We start from the raw sequence: 18,182 nt of genomic DNA on the forward strand, positions 1-18,182 counted from the left end.
CGTGGCCCTCACTCCTTCGAACGATCTGGTCTCCGAGGTCCTCGCCGGCCGCGTGCGGGGAATCGCACGGATGATGTCGCGGGCCGAGGCGGGCGCGCCAGAGTGCCGCCCCGCCCTGGCCGAGATATACCGCCACACCGGCAAGGCGCACGTTGTGGGTCTGACGGGGGTCCCCGGGAGCGGCAAGTCCACCCTTGCCCGCTCGCTCGCCCGGGCCATCCGGGAGAGCAACCGCAAGGTGGGCATCGTTGCCGTCGATCCCTCGAGCCCTTTCTCGGGCGGAGCCATCCTGGGCGATCGCGTGCGCATGAACGAGCTCGCCTCAGACCCCGGCGTCTTCATCCGCAGCATGGCCACGCGCGGAGTGATGGGCGGCCTGGCCCAGGCCAGCCTGGATGCCGTAGACATTCTGGACGCCGCCGGCTTCGATGTGGTGCTGGTGGAAACCGTCGGCGTCGGTCAGGATGAGGTGGATATCGTGCAGGCCGCCCATACGGTGATCGTGGTCTCGGCGCCCGGCCTGGGGGATGAGATTCAATCCATCAAGGCCGGCATCCTGGAGATCGCCGACATCCACGCGGTCAGCAAGTGCGACCGCCCCGACGCGAACAAGGTACTCAACGATTTGAAGGCCATGCTGGCCCTCGACACCGCCATCGGCAAGAAGTCGGACTGGGCGGTTCCCGTCCTGCCGACGAGCGCCGAGCGAAATGAGGGGATCGGCGATTTGCTATCGGCGATCATTGATCACAAAGCCCACCTGGAGGAGTCGGACGGGGTAGATCGCCGGCGGCGAATCGTCGAGATGCGGATCTTCAAGACCGCAGAAGAAGTCCTGCGAAGCCGTTTCACGGCCCAGCGGGAGGGCAAGCTTTCAGAGGTGATCGAGCGCGTGATGGCGCGCGAGATGGACCCCTATACCGCGGCGATGGATTTGCTCGCCGCCTTCTACAAGGATTGAAGCGATGACAGAGGGAAGCGGCGCTACCGAGAGAGAGGTCCCCGCGCGAATCGAACAGGACGTCCGCGACTGGGAGGCGAACGAGCTGGCTTCCTTCCTCTCCCGCCAGCCCGAGAGCCGGGAGAAATTCGAGACGGCCTCCGGCCTTCCCCTGAAGCGCATCTACACCGCGCTCGATGCGGCGGAAACGCCGATCGAGGACATCGGCCTCCCCGGCCGCTATCCCTTCACACGCGGCCCCTACCCGACCATGTACCGGGGCAGGCTGTGGACCATGCGGCAGATCGCCGGCTTCGGCACGGGAGCCGACACCAACGAGCGCTTCAAGTATCTCATCTCCCAGGGACAGACGGGCCTGTCCACCGATTTCGACATGCCGACCCTCATGGGCTACGACTCCGACCATCCCATGTCGCACGGCGAGGTGGGCCGGGAAGGGGTGGCGGTGGACACCCTGAGCGACATGGAAGCCCTTTTCGATGGCATTGATCTGACCAAGATTTCGGTCTCCATGACGATCAATCCCACCGCCTGGATCCTGCTCGCCATGTACGTCGCCCTCGCGGAGAAGCGCGGCGACGATCTCCACCAACTCTCCGGCACCATTCAGAACGACATCCTGAAGGAGTATATCGCTCAAAAAGAATGGATTTACCCCGTCCGCCCCTCCATGCGAATCGTCCGCGACACCATCCTCTACACGGCGAAGCACATGAAGCGATACAACCCCATCAACATCTCCGGCTATCACATATCGGAGGCGGGCGCGACGGCGCTGCAGGAGGCCGCCTTCACCATGGCCAACGCCATCGCCTACGTGGAGGAAGTGACAAAGACCGGGGCGAAGGTGGACGAATTCGCGCCGCGGCTCGCCTTTTACTTCGTCAGCCAGGCCGATTTCTTCGAGGAGGTTGCCAAGTTCCGCGCGGTCCGTCGCGTCTACGCGAAAATCATGAAAGAACGCTTCGGCGCCGAAAATCCCGAATCCATGCGGCTGCGGTTCCATTGCCAGACGGCGGCGGCGACGCTGACCAAGCCGCAGTACAAGGTCAACCTGATTCGCACCGCCTACCAGGCCCTCGCGGCCGTGCTCGGCGGCGCCCAGAGCCTGCACACCAACGGTTTGGACGAGGCCTTCGCCATCCCCACGGAGGAGGCCATGAAGCTGGCGCTCAGAACACAGCAGGTGGTGGCGGACGAGACCAACATCCCATCGGTCATCGATCCCCTGGGCGGTTCCTATTTTGTCGAACAACTCACGACGGAAATGGAGAAACAAATTTTCGCCATTCTCGAAAAGGTGGACGAAATGGGCGGCACCATCAAGGCCATCGAGGACGGCTGGTTTCAAAAGGAAATGGGCGACTCAGCGTATGACTTCGCACTCCGCAAGGCCAGTGGCGAGCGGCCCGTCATCGGCGTCAACAAATACGTCGAGGATGACGAAACGACCCACATCGAGATCCACCCCTACGACATGGAGACGGAGCGCAGCCAGATCGAAAACCTTCAGCGCGTCCGCAGGGAGAGGGACAACGGCCGGGTCTCGCGGCTTCTCGAAGAGATCAAGGGCGTGGCGCGGCGGGAGGGCGAAAACATCATGCCCATTACCATCGAACTGGTGAAAGCAATGGCCTCCATGGGCGAGATCGTCGAAGCCCTCAGGAGTGTCTGGGGAACCTACCGCGAGACGGCGGTGATTTGAGCGATCCGCGATGGAGAGCCTGCCGCAAATCCGTCTTTCTTGAATCCTGACGGGCGAAAGGGACCGGCAATTGAAAAAATGAGTCCGAGGCCCCTATATTTATGGAGCAGCCTGCATCCCGAATGGCTACACAGTTTTATCTGCGGGAGACACGCATGGACGAACATCCAAAACCCAAGGGCGCCCTGGCTTTCATGTTGATCTTTCTCGTGATTCTGGCGCTGCTCTGGGCGAACGCCTACCTCAAGCTGTGGGCGGGCTGAAAAGATGAAGGGGTCGTCCTCCGTCTACAAATACGAGCTGATGTGGATTCTGCCGAGCATCCTGCTCCCCGTGACGATGCTCGGGCTCCTTCTCTACACCACTTTCGGCCACGGGATTCACTTGCCCGGGGTCGAGGGCGTGATTGACCCGGCAAAAATCAGCCAGACGGCCCCCTTCAACAAGCTCGGAGTTTTCAAGGTCGGAGACAAGCAATACAAGGTTCACATGATGGCCGGCATCTGGTTCTACATTCCGGGCCAAATCACCGTCCCCGTCGGCTCTACCGTCGAGTTCATCGCGACCAGCAAGGACGTGGTACACGGGCTCTTCATCAAAGGCGCCAATATCAATCTCATGCTCCTGCCGGGCCAGGTGGCGCGGGCCAAGGCCCTCTTCGACAAGCCCGGCGAATACCCCTTCCTATGTCACGAGTATTGCGGAGCCGCCCATCACACGATGTGGGGCAAGGTTATCGTGAAATAGGGTACAGGAAAACACATGGTGAATCCGGAAACGACGAAAACCGATTCCTTCGCTGAAAACCGCCTGACGGGCGCCTACCTCATCGTCTCGATGATCGCCCTCCTCGGCGGCGTCGTCACCGGTCTCTTTCAGGCGCTCAATTACGGCGGCCATGATTTCTACCCCGCCCTCCAGCCCGTGATCCGCTCCTACTACCACGGCCTCAGCATTCACGGCGTATTGAACGTTCTCGTCTGGACAACGTTTTTCATATGCGGATTCCTGTGGTTCATCACCGCCCGCGCGCTTGATGCTCCGCCCGTCCGCCTCGCCTTCGGGTGGTTCACCTTCTGGTTCATGACCGGCGGCCTCATCCTCGCGGCGATCCCTCTCGTTCTCAATGAGGCAACCGTCCTCTTCACGTTCTATCCGCCGATGAAGGCGCACTGGGCCTTCTATATCGGCCTCACGCTGGTCGTGATCGGAACCTGGCTGGTCACCGTTCACCTTGCGCTCTGCGTGCGCGAGTGGAAGCGCCGCAACCCCGGCTCGCGCACCCCGCTTCCGGCCTTCATGTCCCTGATCACATTCGTCATGTGGACCATCGCCTCCCTCGGCATCGCCGCCGAGATGATTTTCATGATGATCCCCTGGTCGCTGGGGCTGGTGCAGGGGACCAACCCGCTGATGGCGCGAACGCTGTTCTGGTTCACCGGCCATCCCATCGTCTATTTCTGGCTCCTTCCCGCCTATGTTTCCTGGTACACCATCGTCCCGAAGCAGGCGGGCGGGCGCCTGTTCAGCGATCCCATGGCGCGGGCCAGCTTTCTCCTGTTCTTGATGCTCTCGATACCGGTGGGCTTCCACCACCAGTTCACCGACCCAGGCATCCAAGAGGGCTGGAAGTTTTTTCACGCCTTCCTCACGTTCGGGGTCTTTTTCCCGAGCCTGCTGACCTTTTTCAACGTGGTGGCCTCGCTGGAAAGCGGCGCAAGGGCGCGCGGCGGAAAGGGGTATCTCGCCTGGTTTCTCCGCCTCCCCTGGGGAGACCCCTCGCTCGCGGCCCAAGTGCTCTCCATGCTCATCTTCGTCTTCGGGGGAATCGGCGGACTCATCAACGCCTCGGTCTCCATGAACCTTCTCGTCCACAACACCGCCTGGGTTGTCGGACATTTTCACCTGACGGTCGGCGGCGCCGTCACGCTTTCCTTCATGGGGATCACCTACTGGCTGGTGCCGATGATCAGCGGGCGGCGGCTCTGGAGCAGAGGGCTGGCACTCGCCCAGGCCTGGCTCTGGTTCGGCGGGATGATCATCTTCTCGAACGCGCTCCACCGCCTGGGAATGATGGGGATGCCGCGGCGGACGATGATCGGCGCCGTTCCCTACATGCAGCCAGAATGGAAACCTGTTCTCCCGCTGGTGGGAATCGGGGGGACGATTCTGTTCATCAGCGCGCTTCTTTACTTCTTGAACCTTGCCTTGACGATCTGGCTCTCCCGGGCGCCTTCAACGGAAAAACTGGAATTCGCCGAATCACTCTCCGGCCCCGAGGACGCGCCGGCGATCATGGCCCGGCTCACCCCATGGGTGGCCGCCACCGTGGTGCTCATCGCGCTCGCCTACGGGCCCACTCTTCTCCGCCTGGCCACGACTACCCCGTTCAACATTCAGGCCTTCCGGGTGTGGTAAACCCTTCCCGAGACAAAGCGCGCCGACTTCCAAAAGAGCATACGAAAAAGGACCCCGGCTTTCGCCGGGGCCCTGAAGTCCGGTTCAATCTTCCGCCTATTCGATACGGAGGTTGTACCAGGTTGTCACCGACTTCTGGCCGTTCCGATCCCCTCGGCTGCCGTCCCAGACCGCAAAGGCAATCGGATGAATTGTCCCGGGCAGAAGCTGAACATCGTTTTTCTCTCCACTCTCAAGCGTCCGGGTGAAAACAACCCGCCACTTGCCTCCCCTCAGCCAACTTTCCGAACTCTTCAGATTTTGCCCCTCCGGCCCTTGCGGCTGGAGGGTGCCGAACCCGATGGCGTTGAGATCCATCACAGGACGGGCAAGGCGGGGAGAAGAAGTGGGATTCCCGGCCGCCCATGCCGAGATGAAAGGCGCGCGCGTCGCGGCGGTGGAGGCGATTTTCGCATGACCCATCTCTTTCCGCGGGTAAACACGGCCTGTCAACGGATAATCGTCCACCGCCATGCCCTTGTATTTCGCTTCAACACCCACATGCCGGCGGCCCATCGCCGCGTTCCAGTACCAGATGTTCACCAGGTTGTCGGCGGACCCCATGACGAAAAGAGGCGGAGACTTCTCGCGAAGCGAAAATTGGATCGCCGCGGCATCCCCAAAAGACTTGGTTGTGAGGATTGTCCTGTCGGGCGTCGAATCGGCCCATTCGAGGCGAATAGAAATGTTCGTCTCATCGTGAATGACCCGCACCTCCACTTCGAGAGGCGGGCGCCCGTCGTTGTGAAGCTGCATCATCGGAATTGAAACGGGAACGGCCCGGGCCCATCGCCTGTCATTTGCCTTGACCGGAACTTTGCCCTGCATCTTGTGGGCAGGAATAACACCTGTCCCGGGCTGCCAAAAATCGCGTCCCTTTGAAAAACGGCGCACATAATGGGCGAGCGCTATCAGATCCTCCTGCTTCTCCAGAATGTCGCCATGAGAAGGCATCGGAGTCCCCTCGATGCCCGTCATGACGCGCATCATGATGGATACGGGGTCGCCGCCTCCCTTGAAGACGCCGCGCGTGTAGTCGTTGGGCAGGATCGGCCGCCCCTTGTGGTCCCGCAGCGTCGGAGCACTTTCCCCCTTGCCGTCTCCCTTGTCACCATGACATTTGTTGCATCCGTATTTCAGGTAGGCCGCCTTTCCCTTCACGAGCCACGCCTTCGACACGGGCGGGACCTTGGCCGGCAGTTTGGGAAGCTCCTCGGCCCTCTCCTCAAAACCAGAGAACGACAGGACATATTCGGCCACCGCCTGCAAATCGTTGTCGGGTATGGAAATAAAACTCGGCATGGTTGAGCCCGGAAGCCCCAGCTTGAGGGTGCGAACGATATCCGAACGCTTGGGTGGTTCTCCCTGGAACGTGCTTCGGAATTTATAAATCTTCGACGTAAAATCCCGGGGCCCCGGGAAGAGAAGATATGCCGCCTCGCCGTCCCCCTTGCCCGAAATTCCGTGGCAGATCGCACATTCGCGCCCATACACCGCTTTCCCGCGGGAGACGAGTTGCGGGTCGAGCACAAGCTTCGCGGCAACGGCCGTCGCGGCAAAACCCAGAATTCCGAGGATCAAAGTCCCCGCCATGAGAATGTCTTTAAATTTCATCGGCCATCCCTCTCAATGAAGATCGGATGCGGCTCCCCCAGGAACTTGCCATTCCGTGGAATCCCATTCATCGGACGCCATCGGAAGAAACTCTCCGCGGGAAACGTCGGGCACCAATTCCGGATCGGCGGCAAGCGCCTTTTGCTCCGCTTTGATGAAATCACCGAGCAAGCGGGCAGCCGCCGAAAAAATTCCCTCCGGGTTTTTGCGCTCCAGCCGTGCGGCGAAAATGGGGGCCCATCTGGCGAGGTGATCCTCCAGGAAAGCGACCTGGGCATCGCGGCAAATCTTCGCCTCGTCTTTCTTTTCCTCTCTCAGCGCGTGGGCTTCCTTGAAAGAAAGGAGGTAGAGGAATTCCAATTGAATGGAAATGTGGTCGGAGCGCTCTTTTCCCTCTTGCGGAGTCACACCAAAGGCCCGGTACAATCCTCCCAAATCGGAAAGAAAATCCGACTGCTGAAAAAGGTGCATGTTTCCATACTCAGTCTCGTAGGGAGGACATAGCTTCGATATGGTGTGGCCGAAGACCTCCTGATAAAAGAGCTCGAATTTTTTGAGGCTGTTCGTATCGCGCAGGGGAAGGCCGTCCGCGTAACGGCGCAAGCAGCGGTACTCTTTTCCCTCGGCGAGCTGCGCGCACGCGTCAGCGAACGTGCCGCGCGCCTCATCTCCCGCGATCTCGGCCCAGGTCGTCTCATCCGGGTACCGGAAACAGGCGGCGAGATGGGCATAGATGCGGCTCCTCGCCAGGGGGAGCATCACCTCCCGGGAAACTGTGGGATTCATCCGCGCTCCTCCTTAAATGCTGTTGGGCCGCTCGGCCGGCCGCCTCTGGAAAGGCTCCTCGATGGTGAGCCGCACAATCTCTTTCCCCTTGTTGTCGTAGCCAATAACCGTGTCGTTGAACAAAGCCCAGGGCTTTCCGTTGATCTTCGTTTCGAAAACCTTGGGGCCTTCCTTGATCTCGTAGCGGAAGACGATGGCTTGCTGAGCGCGGAAGAGCTGCATCACGGCGAGAAGCTCCCGCGAGGGCGCCGCATAGCGCTCGATCGCCTGATCGACTCCCGGCCCGAACATCTGATGCAGGTAGGGCCGCGGCACCCAGCGCGGCGGGATGTAGTAGCCGTTCGGCTCCGTCCCGAATTGGGGATAAAGGGGCAGCGCCACTTTTTCCTTCTTCACCAGGAAATAGATGGGATTTTGCGGGTCATCCGCCCACTCGCCCGAATTTTGATCGATATTGACCAACCCCTGCATCCGGATTTTCCCGACGCAGGCTGTCATGCAACGGGTCTCCCACGGGGTCCCGTTGGAGAGCGCTTCCTTTCCCTCGATGCGCGGATAGCAGCCAATGCACTTCTCGCTCGTGCGGGTGTCCACCCGGAACATGGATTTTTTGTACGGGCAGGCCTCCACGCACTTCCGGTAGCCGCGGCAGCGCTCCTGGTCGATGAGAACGATGCCGTCTTCAGGCCGCTTGTAGATGGCCTTCCGGGGGCACGCGGCCAGGCACGCGGGATAGGTGCAGTGATTGCAAATGCGCTGGAGATAAAAAAACCAGCTTTTGTGCTCGGGCAGATTCGCGCCCTCTTTGTTGTAGAGGCCTCGGACGCCCTTGGGTCCCTTCGCGGTGTCCTCGCCGATGTTGGGGAAACGCCATTCCTCATCACTCGGCAGATAGCCGAGAACGCGCTGCGGACCCTCGGGCCCGATCCGCCGGTGCGCCGCCTCGAAAATGGTCATCCCACTGTAAGTCCCATAGGGGCGCCGGGCGCCATTTTGCGTCGCATCCCACGCCTGCTTGTCAGGGTTGGCTTCCTCAAGCAATTGGAGCGACTTCACGTCCCAGTTCTGCGGATAGCCCCCGTAGGGCTTGGTTTCGACGTTGTTCCACCACATGTACTCCTGGCCCTTGGAGAAGGTCCAGGTGGACTTGCACGCCATGGTGCACGTCTGACAACCGATACAACGATTGATGTTGAAGACAAACGCGAATTGCTGCGCGGCATGACGCTCTTCGTAGGGATACTCCATCTTCCGCCCAAGCTGCCAGTTATAGACCTGAGGCATGTTCTCTCCTCCCTTATTCGTAAACCGGGAACCAGCTGGCCCGGGCTTCGGCAATCATTTCCTTCACGATCCCTTCCCCTTGGGCGAGATACACGCCGTGAGGCACCGAGTAGAACGGATTGCGGAACATTTCCAGGATTTCCTCGTCCCTGTGCCCCATCCGTACGAACTCCTCCGCCAGACAGCGCACCATCTCCCGCTCCGCGCCCGCTTCCGCATCCGGCAAGGGGATGGAGACGAGTTCCATCGGATCTTCGTGATCAAATTCATCCTTTGGCATCGCTTTATCCCCTCTTCACTTTCACCATGCCTTCGAGGTAACGGCGCATGAATTTGTTCTCCCCGCCGGGCGCGAACCCCGTCGTCGCCGGCGCCCATACGCCGCGGCCGCCCAGGCCGCCATCCTCCGCTTTGGTCATCTTGACGAGTGTTTCTTTCGGAACCGTGTTGACGGCGTGGTTGTCGGCCTCGCCGCCCATCAGGAAACTCATGTCCACCTTCTTCTTGTGGAACAGGCTGTCGAGCTGGTGCATGGGCATGAGCCAGCCGCGCGTGATCGACTGGTGGGAGCCGTAGCGGTAACTCGCCTGATATCCCGTATCGGCGGAAACCGCACGGCCATCTTTTCGTGTTTCATGCCCCTTCACGCTCTTTTCGGTGGCGCACCAGGCCCCGTGCTTGATCATCACAACGTCATAGGGATACGCCGGATTGAACTTCACACGGAGCATGAGACGCGCCACCTTGTAGAAGGGGTCGTCCGGCTTCCAGCCGATGTAGGGCCGATCGGCAGGGTTGGCGTCCACGTAAACATAATCGCCTTCCTTGAAGCCCAGGTCCTTCGCGGCCTCGGGGTTCATCTGCACCTGCTGCTCGCCCACCCCGGGTTGGCGGCGATCCATGCGGTAGGGATCGCCGAAGCTGGTCGACCAGATAAAGTTCCAGTCGGTCACCTGCCACGAGGAGTGGGTGAAGTGCCGGCTCTTCGGGGTGAGGCAGAAGAAGCGGTAGCCAGCCTCCCACAGCGGATTTTTGGTCTCTTTCGCCTCTTTCCACGGAAGCTTGATGTTGCGCACCTGCCGCTCGCCCCAGCCCATGTGCTCGCGCGGGATGCCGTAATCCTCGGGCCGGATGAAGGGACTCGAGCTGACGATGACGTTTGGAAGATAGGGCGTTCCTTCCGGGCCCTCGCGTTGGACGATGAGGTTCTCTCCATATTCGATGACCTCGGGCTCGTCGTTATAGGCCTGGAGCCTTCCGGTCGGCGAGAAGAACGGAACCGAATCTTCGATCTGCTCGAGGAAGGGAACGCGAGGGTAGGAGCGGAAAAGCATGAGCGCCGACCCGGGTTCGCCGTACTTGCCCGCCATGATGTCGGCATATTTGTATCCGCGCGTGGGGGTCGAGGCATCCAGCAGGCGCTGGATATAGACCTCCGACTTTTTCTCCAGGGCGAACTTCCAGTAGTCCGCGAAACGCTTGTCCTTGAGTATCTCTCCCAGTTTCTTGGCCATCTCGGCCATGATGAGCACATCGTCCTTGGTGTCGTAGATGGGCTTGATGCCTCCCTTCCATATCTGAAGGAAGGGATTCGAGCAGGAGGCCGTGACCTCGGGCTGCTCGAACTCCATCCAGGTATTCGCTGGAAGGAGAATATCCGAGTATTCAGCTGTGGAAGTTAATTCGATCTCCGAGCAGATGATCATCTCAATTTTTGGGTTCACGTTCTTGATCATTTCGTAGAGCCATTTGGCGTTGTTGAAGAGGTTCACGTTCGTGAACCACATGGCCTTGGTCGGCGTAGGCATGTGGGTCTTGCCGGTGAAAACCTTGCGCCCGTACTTCGGCGTGTTCACGACCAGGGGCTTGTCTCCGTAGTTCCAGTAGGAGGGCTCTTCGTCCTTTATCGTCGCGCGAATTTTCACATCCTTTCCATCGGTCCTGGCATCGAGATTGGGTTGGAAGGGATCCTCGCCAATCCAGCCCTTGAAGCCCGGGCCGGACCACTGGGAACCCTGGAACAGGGCGGCCTTGTAGTTTCCGGCCCAGGTATGGCACCCCGCTCCCGGCCGGCCGATGTTCCCCGTCAGGATCATGGGCAGGTACTGGGCCCGGTTGGTCATCGTGGCGTGGAACCAGTGGTTGATCCCCTCGCCCACATGCAGGGCGGCGGGCTTGATCTCGGAAACATCCTTGGCAAGCTGCTCGATAAGCTCTTTGGGCGAGTGCGTGATTTCGTGAACGGTGTCGAGGTCGTAGTCTCTGAGGTGCTGGCTTTTGTACACCTCGAAAATCGGCATCACCTCGATTTCCTTGCCGTCCACGGTGCGGACATTGAATTTGCCCTCAAGGGCCGGATCGAGGTTTTTCTCGCCCACGTGGCGCCCGACGTCGTCGCGGGTGATGGGGGCGGGTGCGTTCTTCTTCTTGTCCCACACCATGAAGTCGCCGACCGCCTCGCGCATTTTCGGGGTCAGTCCGTGAATCTTGAAGGACGGTCCGCCCGAGATGTCCTGGTTCCGGTAGCCGGGAATCACATCCTGCGGACGCAGCCGCTTGAGGGTGTCTGAGCGGACAAGAAGCGGAAAATCAGTGAAATTCTTGACAAACTCCGCGTCATACCAGCCCCGCTCGATGAGAATTTTCGTCACGCCGAGGAGAAGCGCGTCTGCGGACGGATGGGAATCCAGTAGTCGGCCTTCGTCGCGGGCGGACTGTACTCGGGCGCCACCACAACCACCTTCGCGCCCCTTTCCATGCACTCGATGAAGAAATGGGTGTCGGGGCGTTTGTTCTCGACGAGGTTTTTCCCCATATGAATGTGAAGCTTGCTGTTGCGGAGATCGTTGAAGTCGCAGTCGGACGCCTGCAGGCCGTGGACGAAAGGATGGCCCGGCGCCTGATCCCCGTGCCAGGTATAGTTCGACCAGGCGCGCCCGCCCCGCGCCCGCTTGGGGGATACGCCCCGGACATGGGTGTCCACAAGAGACATCGTGTTGGCGAAACGGTACATGCCGTATTTGCCAATCACGCCGAGCAGGCCCATGCCGCCCCGGAATTTCATGGTCCGGGTGCCCGCGCCGTTCCAATGCGCGAGCATCGCCGGATCGTAGCCCTGGGCAAGGAGGCGGCGCTTTCCCTCATCGCCGCTGTAGGTCTTGGCAATTTGGATAAACCCCTTGGAGGCATACGTGTAGGCTTCATCCCAGCTTGCGCGGACAAAGGTGTCTCTCCCGCGCGCGTCGAACATGTATTTCTTCTTGTTTTCGTCATTGAGTTCGGGAAACCCGTCATCGGCCCATTGCTTCCATCCGCGGCGAATCATCGGGTACCGAAGGCGGTAAGGCCCATACATCCGGCGCTGGAAAGTAAAACCATTGGGGCATCCGCGGGGATTCCAGTGATGGGTCGCCTTCACACCGTAGATATCCGTAATTTTGTGGTTGTCGTAATTTTGTTCCGCACGAAGGACAATCCCGTTCCGGGTGAACGCGCGCAAGCGGCATTCGTGCGTACAGTTCGGAGAGCAAATCCAGGTGAACGAACCATCCACCCGGTACTGGTCGCGGTAGACCTTCTCCCATCCCCGGTTCGGATAGTTCGTAAGCGGGTTCCCCATGTCTTCGATGGGACGGAGGGCGGCAAGGGCGAGCCCTCTCCCACTCCAGGATACGAGACCGGCTCCGCTCGCAGCGAGGAACTGCCGTCTGGATATCTTCATTCCGGAAACCCTCCGCCATGCACTTCACAAAGAGGAAAATCTTTACTTTTTGATTGCGATTTGTTCATTTTCCGCATCCGTGGCTATCTCCAGCGCGAACAAATAGCGGTTTGCGCATTGCGTGCAGATGCCCTGTGTAGAATTCCAGCCGGGGTACTCGGCTTTCACCATTCCGGAGAGCGCGTCCGAGGATTCTGCCCAGTCGAATGTGGGAAATTGGCATAGCGGGCAAAGTGAGCCGGGAGATAACCGGCGCAGTGAATCCGCGGCGAACGGCGAGTCGTCTGAAACACCGAATGCCGCACAGAGCGAGGCGGCGCCCTGAACCATTCGGCGGAATGCGGTATCCCGGACACGAGGATCCGACCAGAGCGCCCCAATCACCTTCTCCGCGGCATCGTCGCCAATATTCGGATAAAGAGCCCGAAACTCCGAAAACCTCCGTTCCCGTACGCTTTCAGGGAGCCATCCTTTCCGCTCAAGCCTCCCGTCAACCGACAAATCCCACAGCGTTCGGTATCGGTCGCGGAAGAGCGCATCCTCGGAAGGAGAAACTTCAGAAAGCAGCTGGTTCGGGTCGCATTCGAATTCAGGATCGAGAATATCGAAAATATGCACCAGTTCATGCCGGAGCAGATACGCGCATCGTTCAAAATTCCGGAGTGTATCGGTGCGAAGCCGGATCCCCACGCGGGAGCCGTCCTCACTGAGCTGTGCACCTTCCTCGCTCTCATTCACCACCCGGACCACGAGACATTCGCCGGGGAGACGCTCAATGCCATCCATCTCGGCAAAAATTCTCTCCAAACGATCCGGAAAACCCAGTAATTGAAAATATTTCTGATAAAGCGCGGAAAACGCAGAAGCACGCTTCCGGGAAGAGACATCTTCATAAACCCGATCCATCTCCTTGCGAATCGATTGGGCAATCCGAAAATCACCCTTTCGCGATTGTTCGGCAATCTCGCTTTCTACGGCTTCTTCGCAGAGTGCGTCGCTAAACGAAATCCTCATTGCTGTTTTCTTCTCCCGAGGGGAAAATCAGCTTGAAAACAGCCGCGATCGGGATTTTTTTTCGAAGGGAAGAGGTGCGCGCATGCATCAAGGAGATGGCGACATCTTATTTTCAAGATTGTGGAATTTCTCTCTGGAGCGAATCGGTGATTTGTCCGCGATAAAAATGGTGCAAGTGAAACCGGGATAATGTCGTAAGCGGCGATAAGACCTGTCCATGGCGAATTCCTAAATAAGCAGTAATTTTGTGGCTGATTGGGAATTTGCCACACACAGGACGGAGTCGCTATTGTCGAACTCGGAGGCTATCATAAATACTACATATTCAAGAGTTTTCGGCCGGACGACCCCAACATAAAAATCGCTGGACCAGGACACGGGGCGGTGAGGAAATTCCGAGAACCGGTGAGTTCAAAGGATAGGACGTAAAAACCGACGAAGCGCAAGTACCATAATTTCTCCGGGAGGAGATGCATCAATGAAAGCGATGAGAGTGCATGCATATAGCGACACGCTGGAAGAGCCCATGGTCCTCGACGATATATCAGTGCCGGCGCCCGGGCCGGACGAGCTTTTGATCAAGGTGAAAGCCATCGGAGTGAATCCGGTCGATCTTTCGATACGAAGGGGACTGCCCAACTACGTTTCCCATCTTCAGCTGCCTCATCTTCTCGGCAGCGAGATTTCCGGCGAAGTCGAGGCCCGCGGCAAGGGTGTATCGAATTTTGCAAATGGCGATAAGGTTTTCGGCTATTGTCCGGCAAGGGCCGCGTACTCTGAATACGCTTTGCTGCGGGCGGACTACGCTTCTCGAATTCCCGAGGGTTTTTCGTTTGCCGAGGCGGCGGCGCTTTCGGTGGGTTTTCAGACCGCCTGGCACGCGCTTGTCATACAAGCAAAAGTCGCGGCGGGAGAGTCCGTGCTCGTTCACGGCGGGGCCGGAGGGGTGGGCATCGCCACCATTCAACTGGCCAAGGCGCTGGGCTGCCGCGTTCTCACAACGGTGAGTTCAAAGGAGAAAGCCGATTTTTGCCGCGCGCACGGAGCGGACGAAACGATCAACTACCGCGAAGAGGATTTCACCGCCCGCACGAAGGAGTTGACCGGGGGAACGGGCGCGGACGTTATCGTCGATGTCGCAGCGTGTGAGAACTTCAACAAGGATCTCGACGCGGCGGCGCTAAAGGGCCGGGTCGTCATCGTCGGGATGGGAACCGGCAAGGGACCGATGACCACTTTCAGCGTCTCCGGCATGATGGGTAAGAATCTGGCTGTCTATGGGATAGCCGCCAAAAATCTCGATCCGGTCATATCGGAAGTTATCGACGGCCTGGACCGGATGTGGAAGACGCATGACCTGCGTATTCCCGTGGACCGCGAAATGCCGTTTGCGCAGGCGAACGAGTGCCATGAAGTTCTGTTGAGCGGTAAATTTTTCGGCAAGCTGGTTTTGACCTTCTGAAAACAACAAAAAACTGGTGCCGTATCCTGTGCATGGCGAATTGATGATTTTAGCTTAAATCAGGCCCTTTCCTCACCTTGCTCTCAGGTGGCGACCTTTCTACCTCCGCAGATATTCGATTCCTGGCAAGTTCAGCGCCTTTCTTGAAATCTCCTGGTTCACCGGGGCGCCCGGAAGGGGGTATCTTTCGGATGCGTCTCTCCTCTGGTAAAACTCCGACCCACAAGAACTTTTCAACAGGAGCCCCATGGACCCCTTCGAGTTCTTCTTCGAGAAGCCCTGGTCGGACGGCCTCCCCGTGGTCCCGCCCACCGAGGAGCGCATCGCGCTCATGCTCAAGGGCACCCGCCGGGACCCGGAGGAAGTGGTCGGTCGGATCCCCCCCCTCCTGGAGGAGGCCACCGTCCGCTCGGTCGCGGTCCACGCGGTCATGGCCGGCTGCAAGCCGGAGTACCTGCCCGTGGTGCTCGGAGGGCTCAAGGCCATGCTGGAGGAACCCTTCAACCTGAACGGGATACAGGGGACCCTCAACAGCGCCGCCCCCCTCATGATAGTGAACGGCCCTTATGCCAAATCCATCGGCCTCCACGGGGGCTCGGGCTGCTTCGGTCCGGGCTTTCGGGCCAATGCGACGATCGGCCGGGCCATCCGGCTCATCCTGCTCAACCTGGGAGGAGGCATCCCGATGGTGGCCTCCATGAGCACCTTCGGCCAGCCCTCCCGTTACACCTACTGCATCGCCGAAAACGAAACCCAGAGCCCCTGGGAGTCTTTTTCGGCCACCAAGGGGTTTGGTCCGGAGGAGAATGTCGTCACGGTGGTGGCCTGCGAGAACCCCCAGATCGTGGTGGACGACGGGAGCCGGGAGCCCGAGCGCCTCCTCGTCGGCATCGGCGATGTCCCACCTGGGCTCCTGGAACCTCTGGACCCGGACCGACCTGGTGGTGGCCCTGAGCCCCCAGCAGGCCGAGATCTGCGCGAGGGGAGGATGGTCCAAGGCGGATGTCCACCGGCGCCTATGTGAGACGGCAGGCAGGCGCCTGGGGGATCTGAAGAGAAGCGGGCACTACCGGGTGGAGCGGATGGCGGGAGTACCAGAATCTGTGAGGCTGGACGATGACAACTCCTTCGTCCCGGCAATTCGGAATCCGGCCGACCTGCACGTCATCGTGGCGGGAGGGATCCCGGGGCCCCATAGCGCCCTCTGCCATGGATGGAGCGGTGGGAGCCGGGCGGTGACACGGATGTTTCAAGTGTAGAGGGTGTGCTGGCCCACCGATTTTCTGGGTTTGGCTCATTTGGGTAAAAGGGCTTCATATTATAGGTATTTGGTAACGCCTGAGGTCCAACAATCGGGACTCTTCCGAAGGCCATCATGAGGGCCAAAAGGTCCGCCCCCTCCACAGAAATGGCCAAATTGGAAAAGTGAGGGTTCGCTGGACCAGGACAGGCATTTCTCGTTGGCCCGTGCCTGGAATTCTACCCTTTCCTTTTTGAATTCACTTCCTGTTGGAGCCGATTGACAAATGACCACCAATTCACCCACATTATGCGGCGGAACAGAGCGAAAAGAGCCGGTAATCTTTGTAACTATATGATATAATTGGCTAAAATCGCCCGAGCGAGAGGACATCAGATGCTCGGAGATGGTGGCAGCCAAAAAGAGGCCCTTCGGCCTGATTTCGACCGATCCATCATGATTGATTTCCAGGGCGCGAAGATCAGTTCCGACACGGGTTTTCTTCTCCTGAGGGAGACCGATGAGCGCTTTAACATCATCGGCCCCATGCGTGATTGCCTCGAAGACCGAAGGTCACCTGTTCACACCAAACACTCCCTGGTCCAGATGATTCGCCAGCGTGTTTATCAGCTCGCGGCGGGCTACGAGGATTGCAACGACGCCGATCATCTCCGAATCGATCCGGCGCTTCGGCTTGCCATCGGCAAGGGCCACAAGGCGGGGGCGGGCCAGTCCATGCTCTCTCGGCTGGAGAACGAGGTTCTTGGCAACGAGACCGGGCTCAAGGCACTGGACAGCGCGCTTCGGCGTTCCACCGACGCCCTGCTATTGAAGGAGGATAAGCGGCGGCTCATCGTCGACGTTGATTCCACCGAAGACCCGGCCCACGGCAGCCAGGAGAATGCCGCCTACAACGGCCACTTCGGAACGAACTGCTTCCATCCGCTTTTTGCCTTCACGAGCGAAGGTGTCTGCCTGGACGCGAAGCTCAGACCGGGCAATGTCCACTCGGCGGATGGAGCCCTCGCCTTCCTCCTCCCCATTGTGGAGAGATATCGTCCCTCGTTCGGGCTTCTCTGGCTTCGGTGCGACGCCGCCTTCGCGAGCCCGGACATCTACGAGTACTGCGAGAAGAAGCGGGTCACCTACTTTATCCGCCTTCGCGCCAATGCGAAGCTCTATGAGGAAGTATCGCCTCATATGGCACGCCCGGTGGGGCGCCCGCCCAGGAGCGGGCGTCAGGTCAAGGTGGTGGATTTTTCCTATCAGGCCAAGAGCTGGACGAGGCCCCGCCGGGTAGTGTGCAAGCTGGAATGGAGTCTGAATCAATTGATCCCGGACATGAATTTTATCGTGACCAATTCCAGGCTCCACGGGACAAAGGTGATCAAGGCCTACAACGGCCGGGGAGATGTCGAGAACCGGATCAAGGAGGGCAAAAACACCCTTCGCTGGGACAAGACCAGCTGCCACCGCTTCGGAGCCAATCAGGCCCGCCTCAAGATGGGGGCCTTGGCCTACAATCTGCTTCATATGCTCCGGAGGTTCTACGTCAAAGGCGAAGGGGTGAGGCGCTCTATCGAGTGGCTGATCAAACGGCTTATCAAGATCGGGGCCAGGGTCTCCTATCACTCCAGGAAGTGGCACGTTCACGTGGCCTCGGCCTTCCCTCTGGCGCGCCACTACCGCGCGGTCTTCGGCTATGGGTGACGCGGGATTCGGGGGCAGGGCAAAAGGGATCGAACTTGGCCAATAATGGGAACATCGCGCCTGAAAACCGGAAAATCCGCCTTTGGCCCGCGGTTTCGAAAGGAGGGGGCGCCTCGCATGACGTTGTCTGCTAGACTTGAGAAGTTCCATACGGAAAACGCGGTCGGAATTGTGGGCAATCGATGCGGAATCGGGGCAAGGGCCTCGGTTGCCGCATAATTCCGGATT

The 18,182-nt window shown here is 59.4% G+C and carries 14 protein-coding genes; 7 read left to right on the top strand and 7 right to left on the bottom strand.

All coding sequences use genetic code 11. The features are described from left to right. The first annotated feature begins 1 nt into the window (after position 1). The 4 genes from meaB (at position 2) to O2807_00650 (ending at position 5,084) form a co-directional block, all read left to right on the top strand. On the top strand, positions 2–961 hold the full coding sequence (gene meaB / locus O2807_00635; protein MDA0999007.1) for a methylmalonyl Co-A mutase-associated GTPase MeaB: 960 nt from the start codon (positions 2–4) through the stop codon (positions 959–961). Positions 962–965: 4 nt separating this feature from the next. After that, the gene (locus O2807_00640) at positions 966–2,666 is read left to right on the top strand and encodes a methylmalonyl-CoA mutase family protein (GenBank protein ID MDA0999008.1); all 1,701 of its coding nucleotides are present in this window, start codon (positions 966–968) and stop codon (positions 2,664–2,666) included. A gap of 267 nt (positions 2,667–2,933) precedes the next feature. Further along, positions 2,934–3,413, top strand: coding sequence for a cytochrome c oxidase subunit II (locus O2807_00645; protein ID MDA0999009.1), 480 nt, complete (start codon positions 2,934–2,936; stop codon positions 3,411–3,413). Between the two features lie 15 nt (positions 3,414–3,428). Beyond that, entirely contained in the window at positions 3,429–5,084 is a 1,656-nt protein-coding gene (locus O2807_00650; GenBank protein ID MDA0999010.1) for a b(o/a)3-type cytochrome-c oxidase subunit 1, read from the top strand. A 96-nt stretch (positions 5,085–5,180) separates the two neighbouring features. On the opposite strand, the gene O2807_00655 is transcribed toward O2807_00650, so the two are convergent. The 7 genes from O2807_00655 to O2807_00685 are packed head-to-tail and all read right to left on the bottom strand — an operon-like array spanning position 5,181 to position 13,542. Further along, complete coding sequence (locus O2807_00655) at positions 5,181–6,737, bottom strand: ethylbenzene dehydrogenase-related protein (protein MDA0999011.1); 1,557 nt, start codon at positions 6,735–6,737, stop codon at positions 5,181–5,183. Between the two features lie 12 nt (positions 6,738–6,749). Next, positions 6,750–7,523: a molecular chaperone TorD family protein gene (locus O2807_00660; protein ID MDA0999012.1), complete on the bottom strand. Its 774-nt coding sequence runs from the start codon at positions 7,521–7,523 to the stop codon at positions 6,750–6,752. 12 nt (positions 7,524–7,535) lie between these two features. Next, entirely contained in the window at positions 7,536–8,807 is a 1,272-nt protein-coding gene (locus tag O2807_00665; protein MDA0999013.1) for a 4Fe-4S dicluster domain-containing protein, read from the bottom strand. 13 nt (positions 8,808–8,820) lie between these two features. Continuing rightward, positions 8,821–9,087, bottom strand: coding sequence for a hypothetical protein (locus tag O2807_00670; GenBank protein ID MDA0999014.1), 267 nt, complete (start codon positions 9,085–9,087; stop codon positions 8,821–8,823). Positions 9,088–9,091: 4 nt separating this feature from the next. Next, complete coding sequence (locus O2807_00675) at positions 9,092–11,458, bottom strand: molybdopterin-dependent oxidoreductase (GenBank protein ID MDA0999015.1); 2,367 nt, start codon at positions 11,456–11,458, stop codon at positions 9,092–9,094. Next, on the bottom strand, positions 11,455–12,528 hold the full coding sequence (locus O2807_00680; protein MDA0999016.1) for a molybdopterin-dependent oxidoreductase: 1,074 nt from the start codon (positions 12,526–12,528) through the stop codon (positions 11,455–11,457). Before O2807_00680 ends, O2807_00675 begins: the two co-directional genes overlap by 4 nt. Before the next feature lie 42 nt (positions 12,529–12,570). Next, on the bottom strand, positions 12,571–13,542 hold the full coding sequence (locus tag O2807_00685) for a hypothetical protein (protein MDA0999017.1): 972 nt from the start codon (positions 13,540–13,542) through the stop codon (positions 12,571–12,573). Positions 13,543–14,020: 478 nt separating this feature from the next. On the opposite strand from O2807_00685, the gene O2807_00690 reads away from it, so the two are divergent. The 3 genes from O2807_00690 (at position 14,021) to O2807_00700 (ending at position 17,954) form a co-directional block, all read left to right on the top strand. Next, positions 14,021–15,004: a zinc-binding dehydrogenase gene (locus tag O2807_00690; protein MDA0999018.1), complete on the top strand. Its 984-nt coding sequence runs from the start codon at positions 14,021–14,023 to the stop codon at positions 15,002–15,004. Positions 15,005–15,251: 247 nt separating this feature from the next. Beyond that, a complete protein-coding gene (locus O2807_00695; protein MDA0999019.1) occupies positions 15,252–16,028 on the top strand; it encodes a hypothetical protein in 777 nt (258 codons plus the stop codon). A gap of 612 nt (positions 16,029–16,640) precedes the next feature. Further along, positions 16,641–17,954 (top strand): IS1380 family transposase, encoded by a 1,314-nt coding sequence (locus O2807_00700; protein MDA0999020.1) that lies wholly within the window; start codon positions 16,641–16,643, stop codon positions 17,952–17,954. The last annotated feature ends 228 nt before the right edge of the window (positions 17,955–18,182 follow it).

This window comes from bacterium (assembly GCA_027622355.1).
GTDB lineage: Bacteria > UBA8248 > UBA8248 > UBA8248 > UBA8248 > JAQBZT01.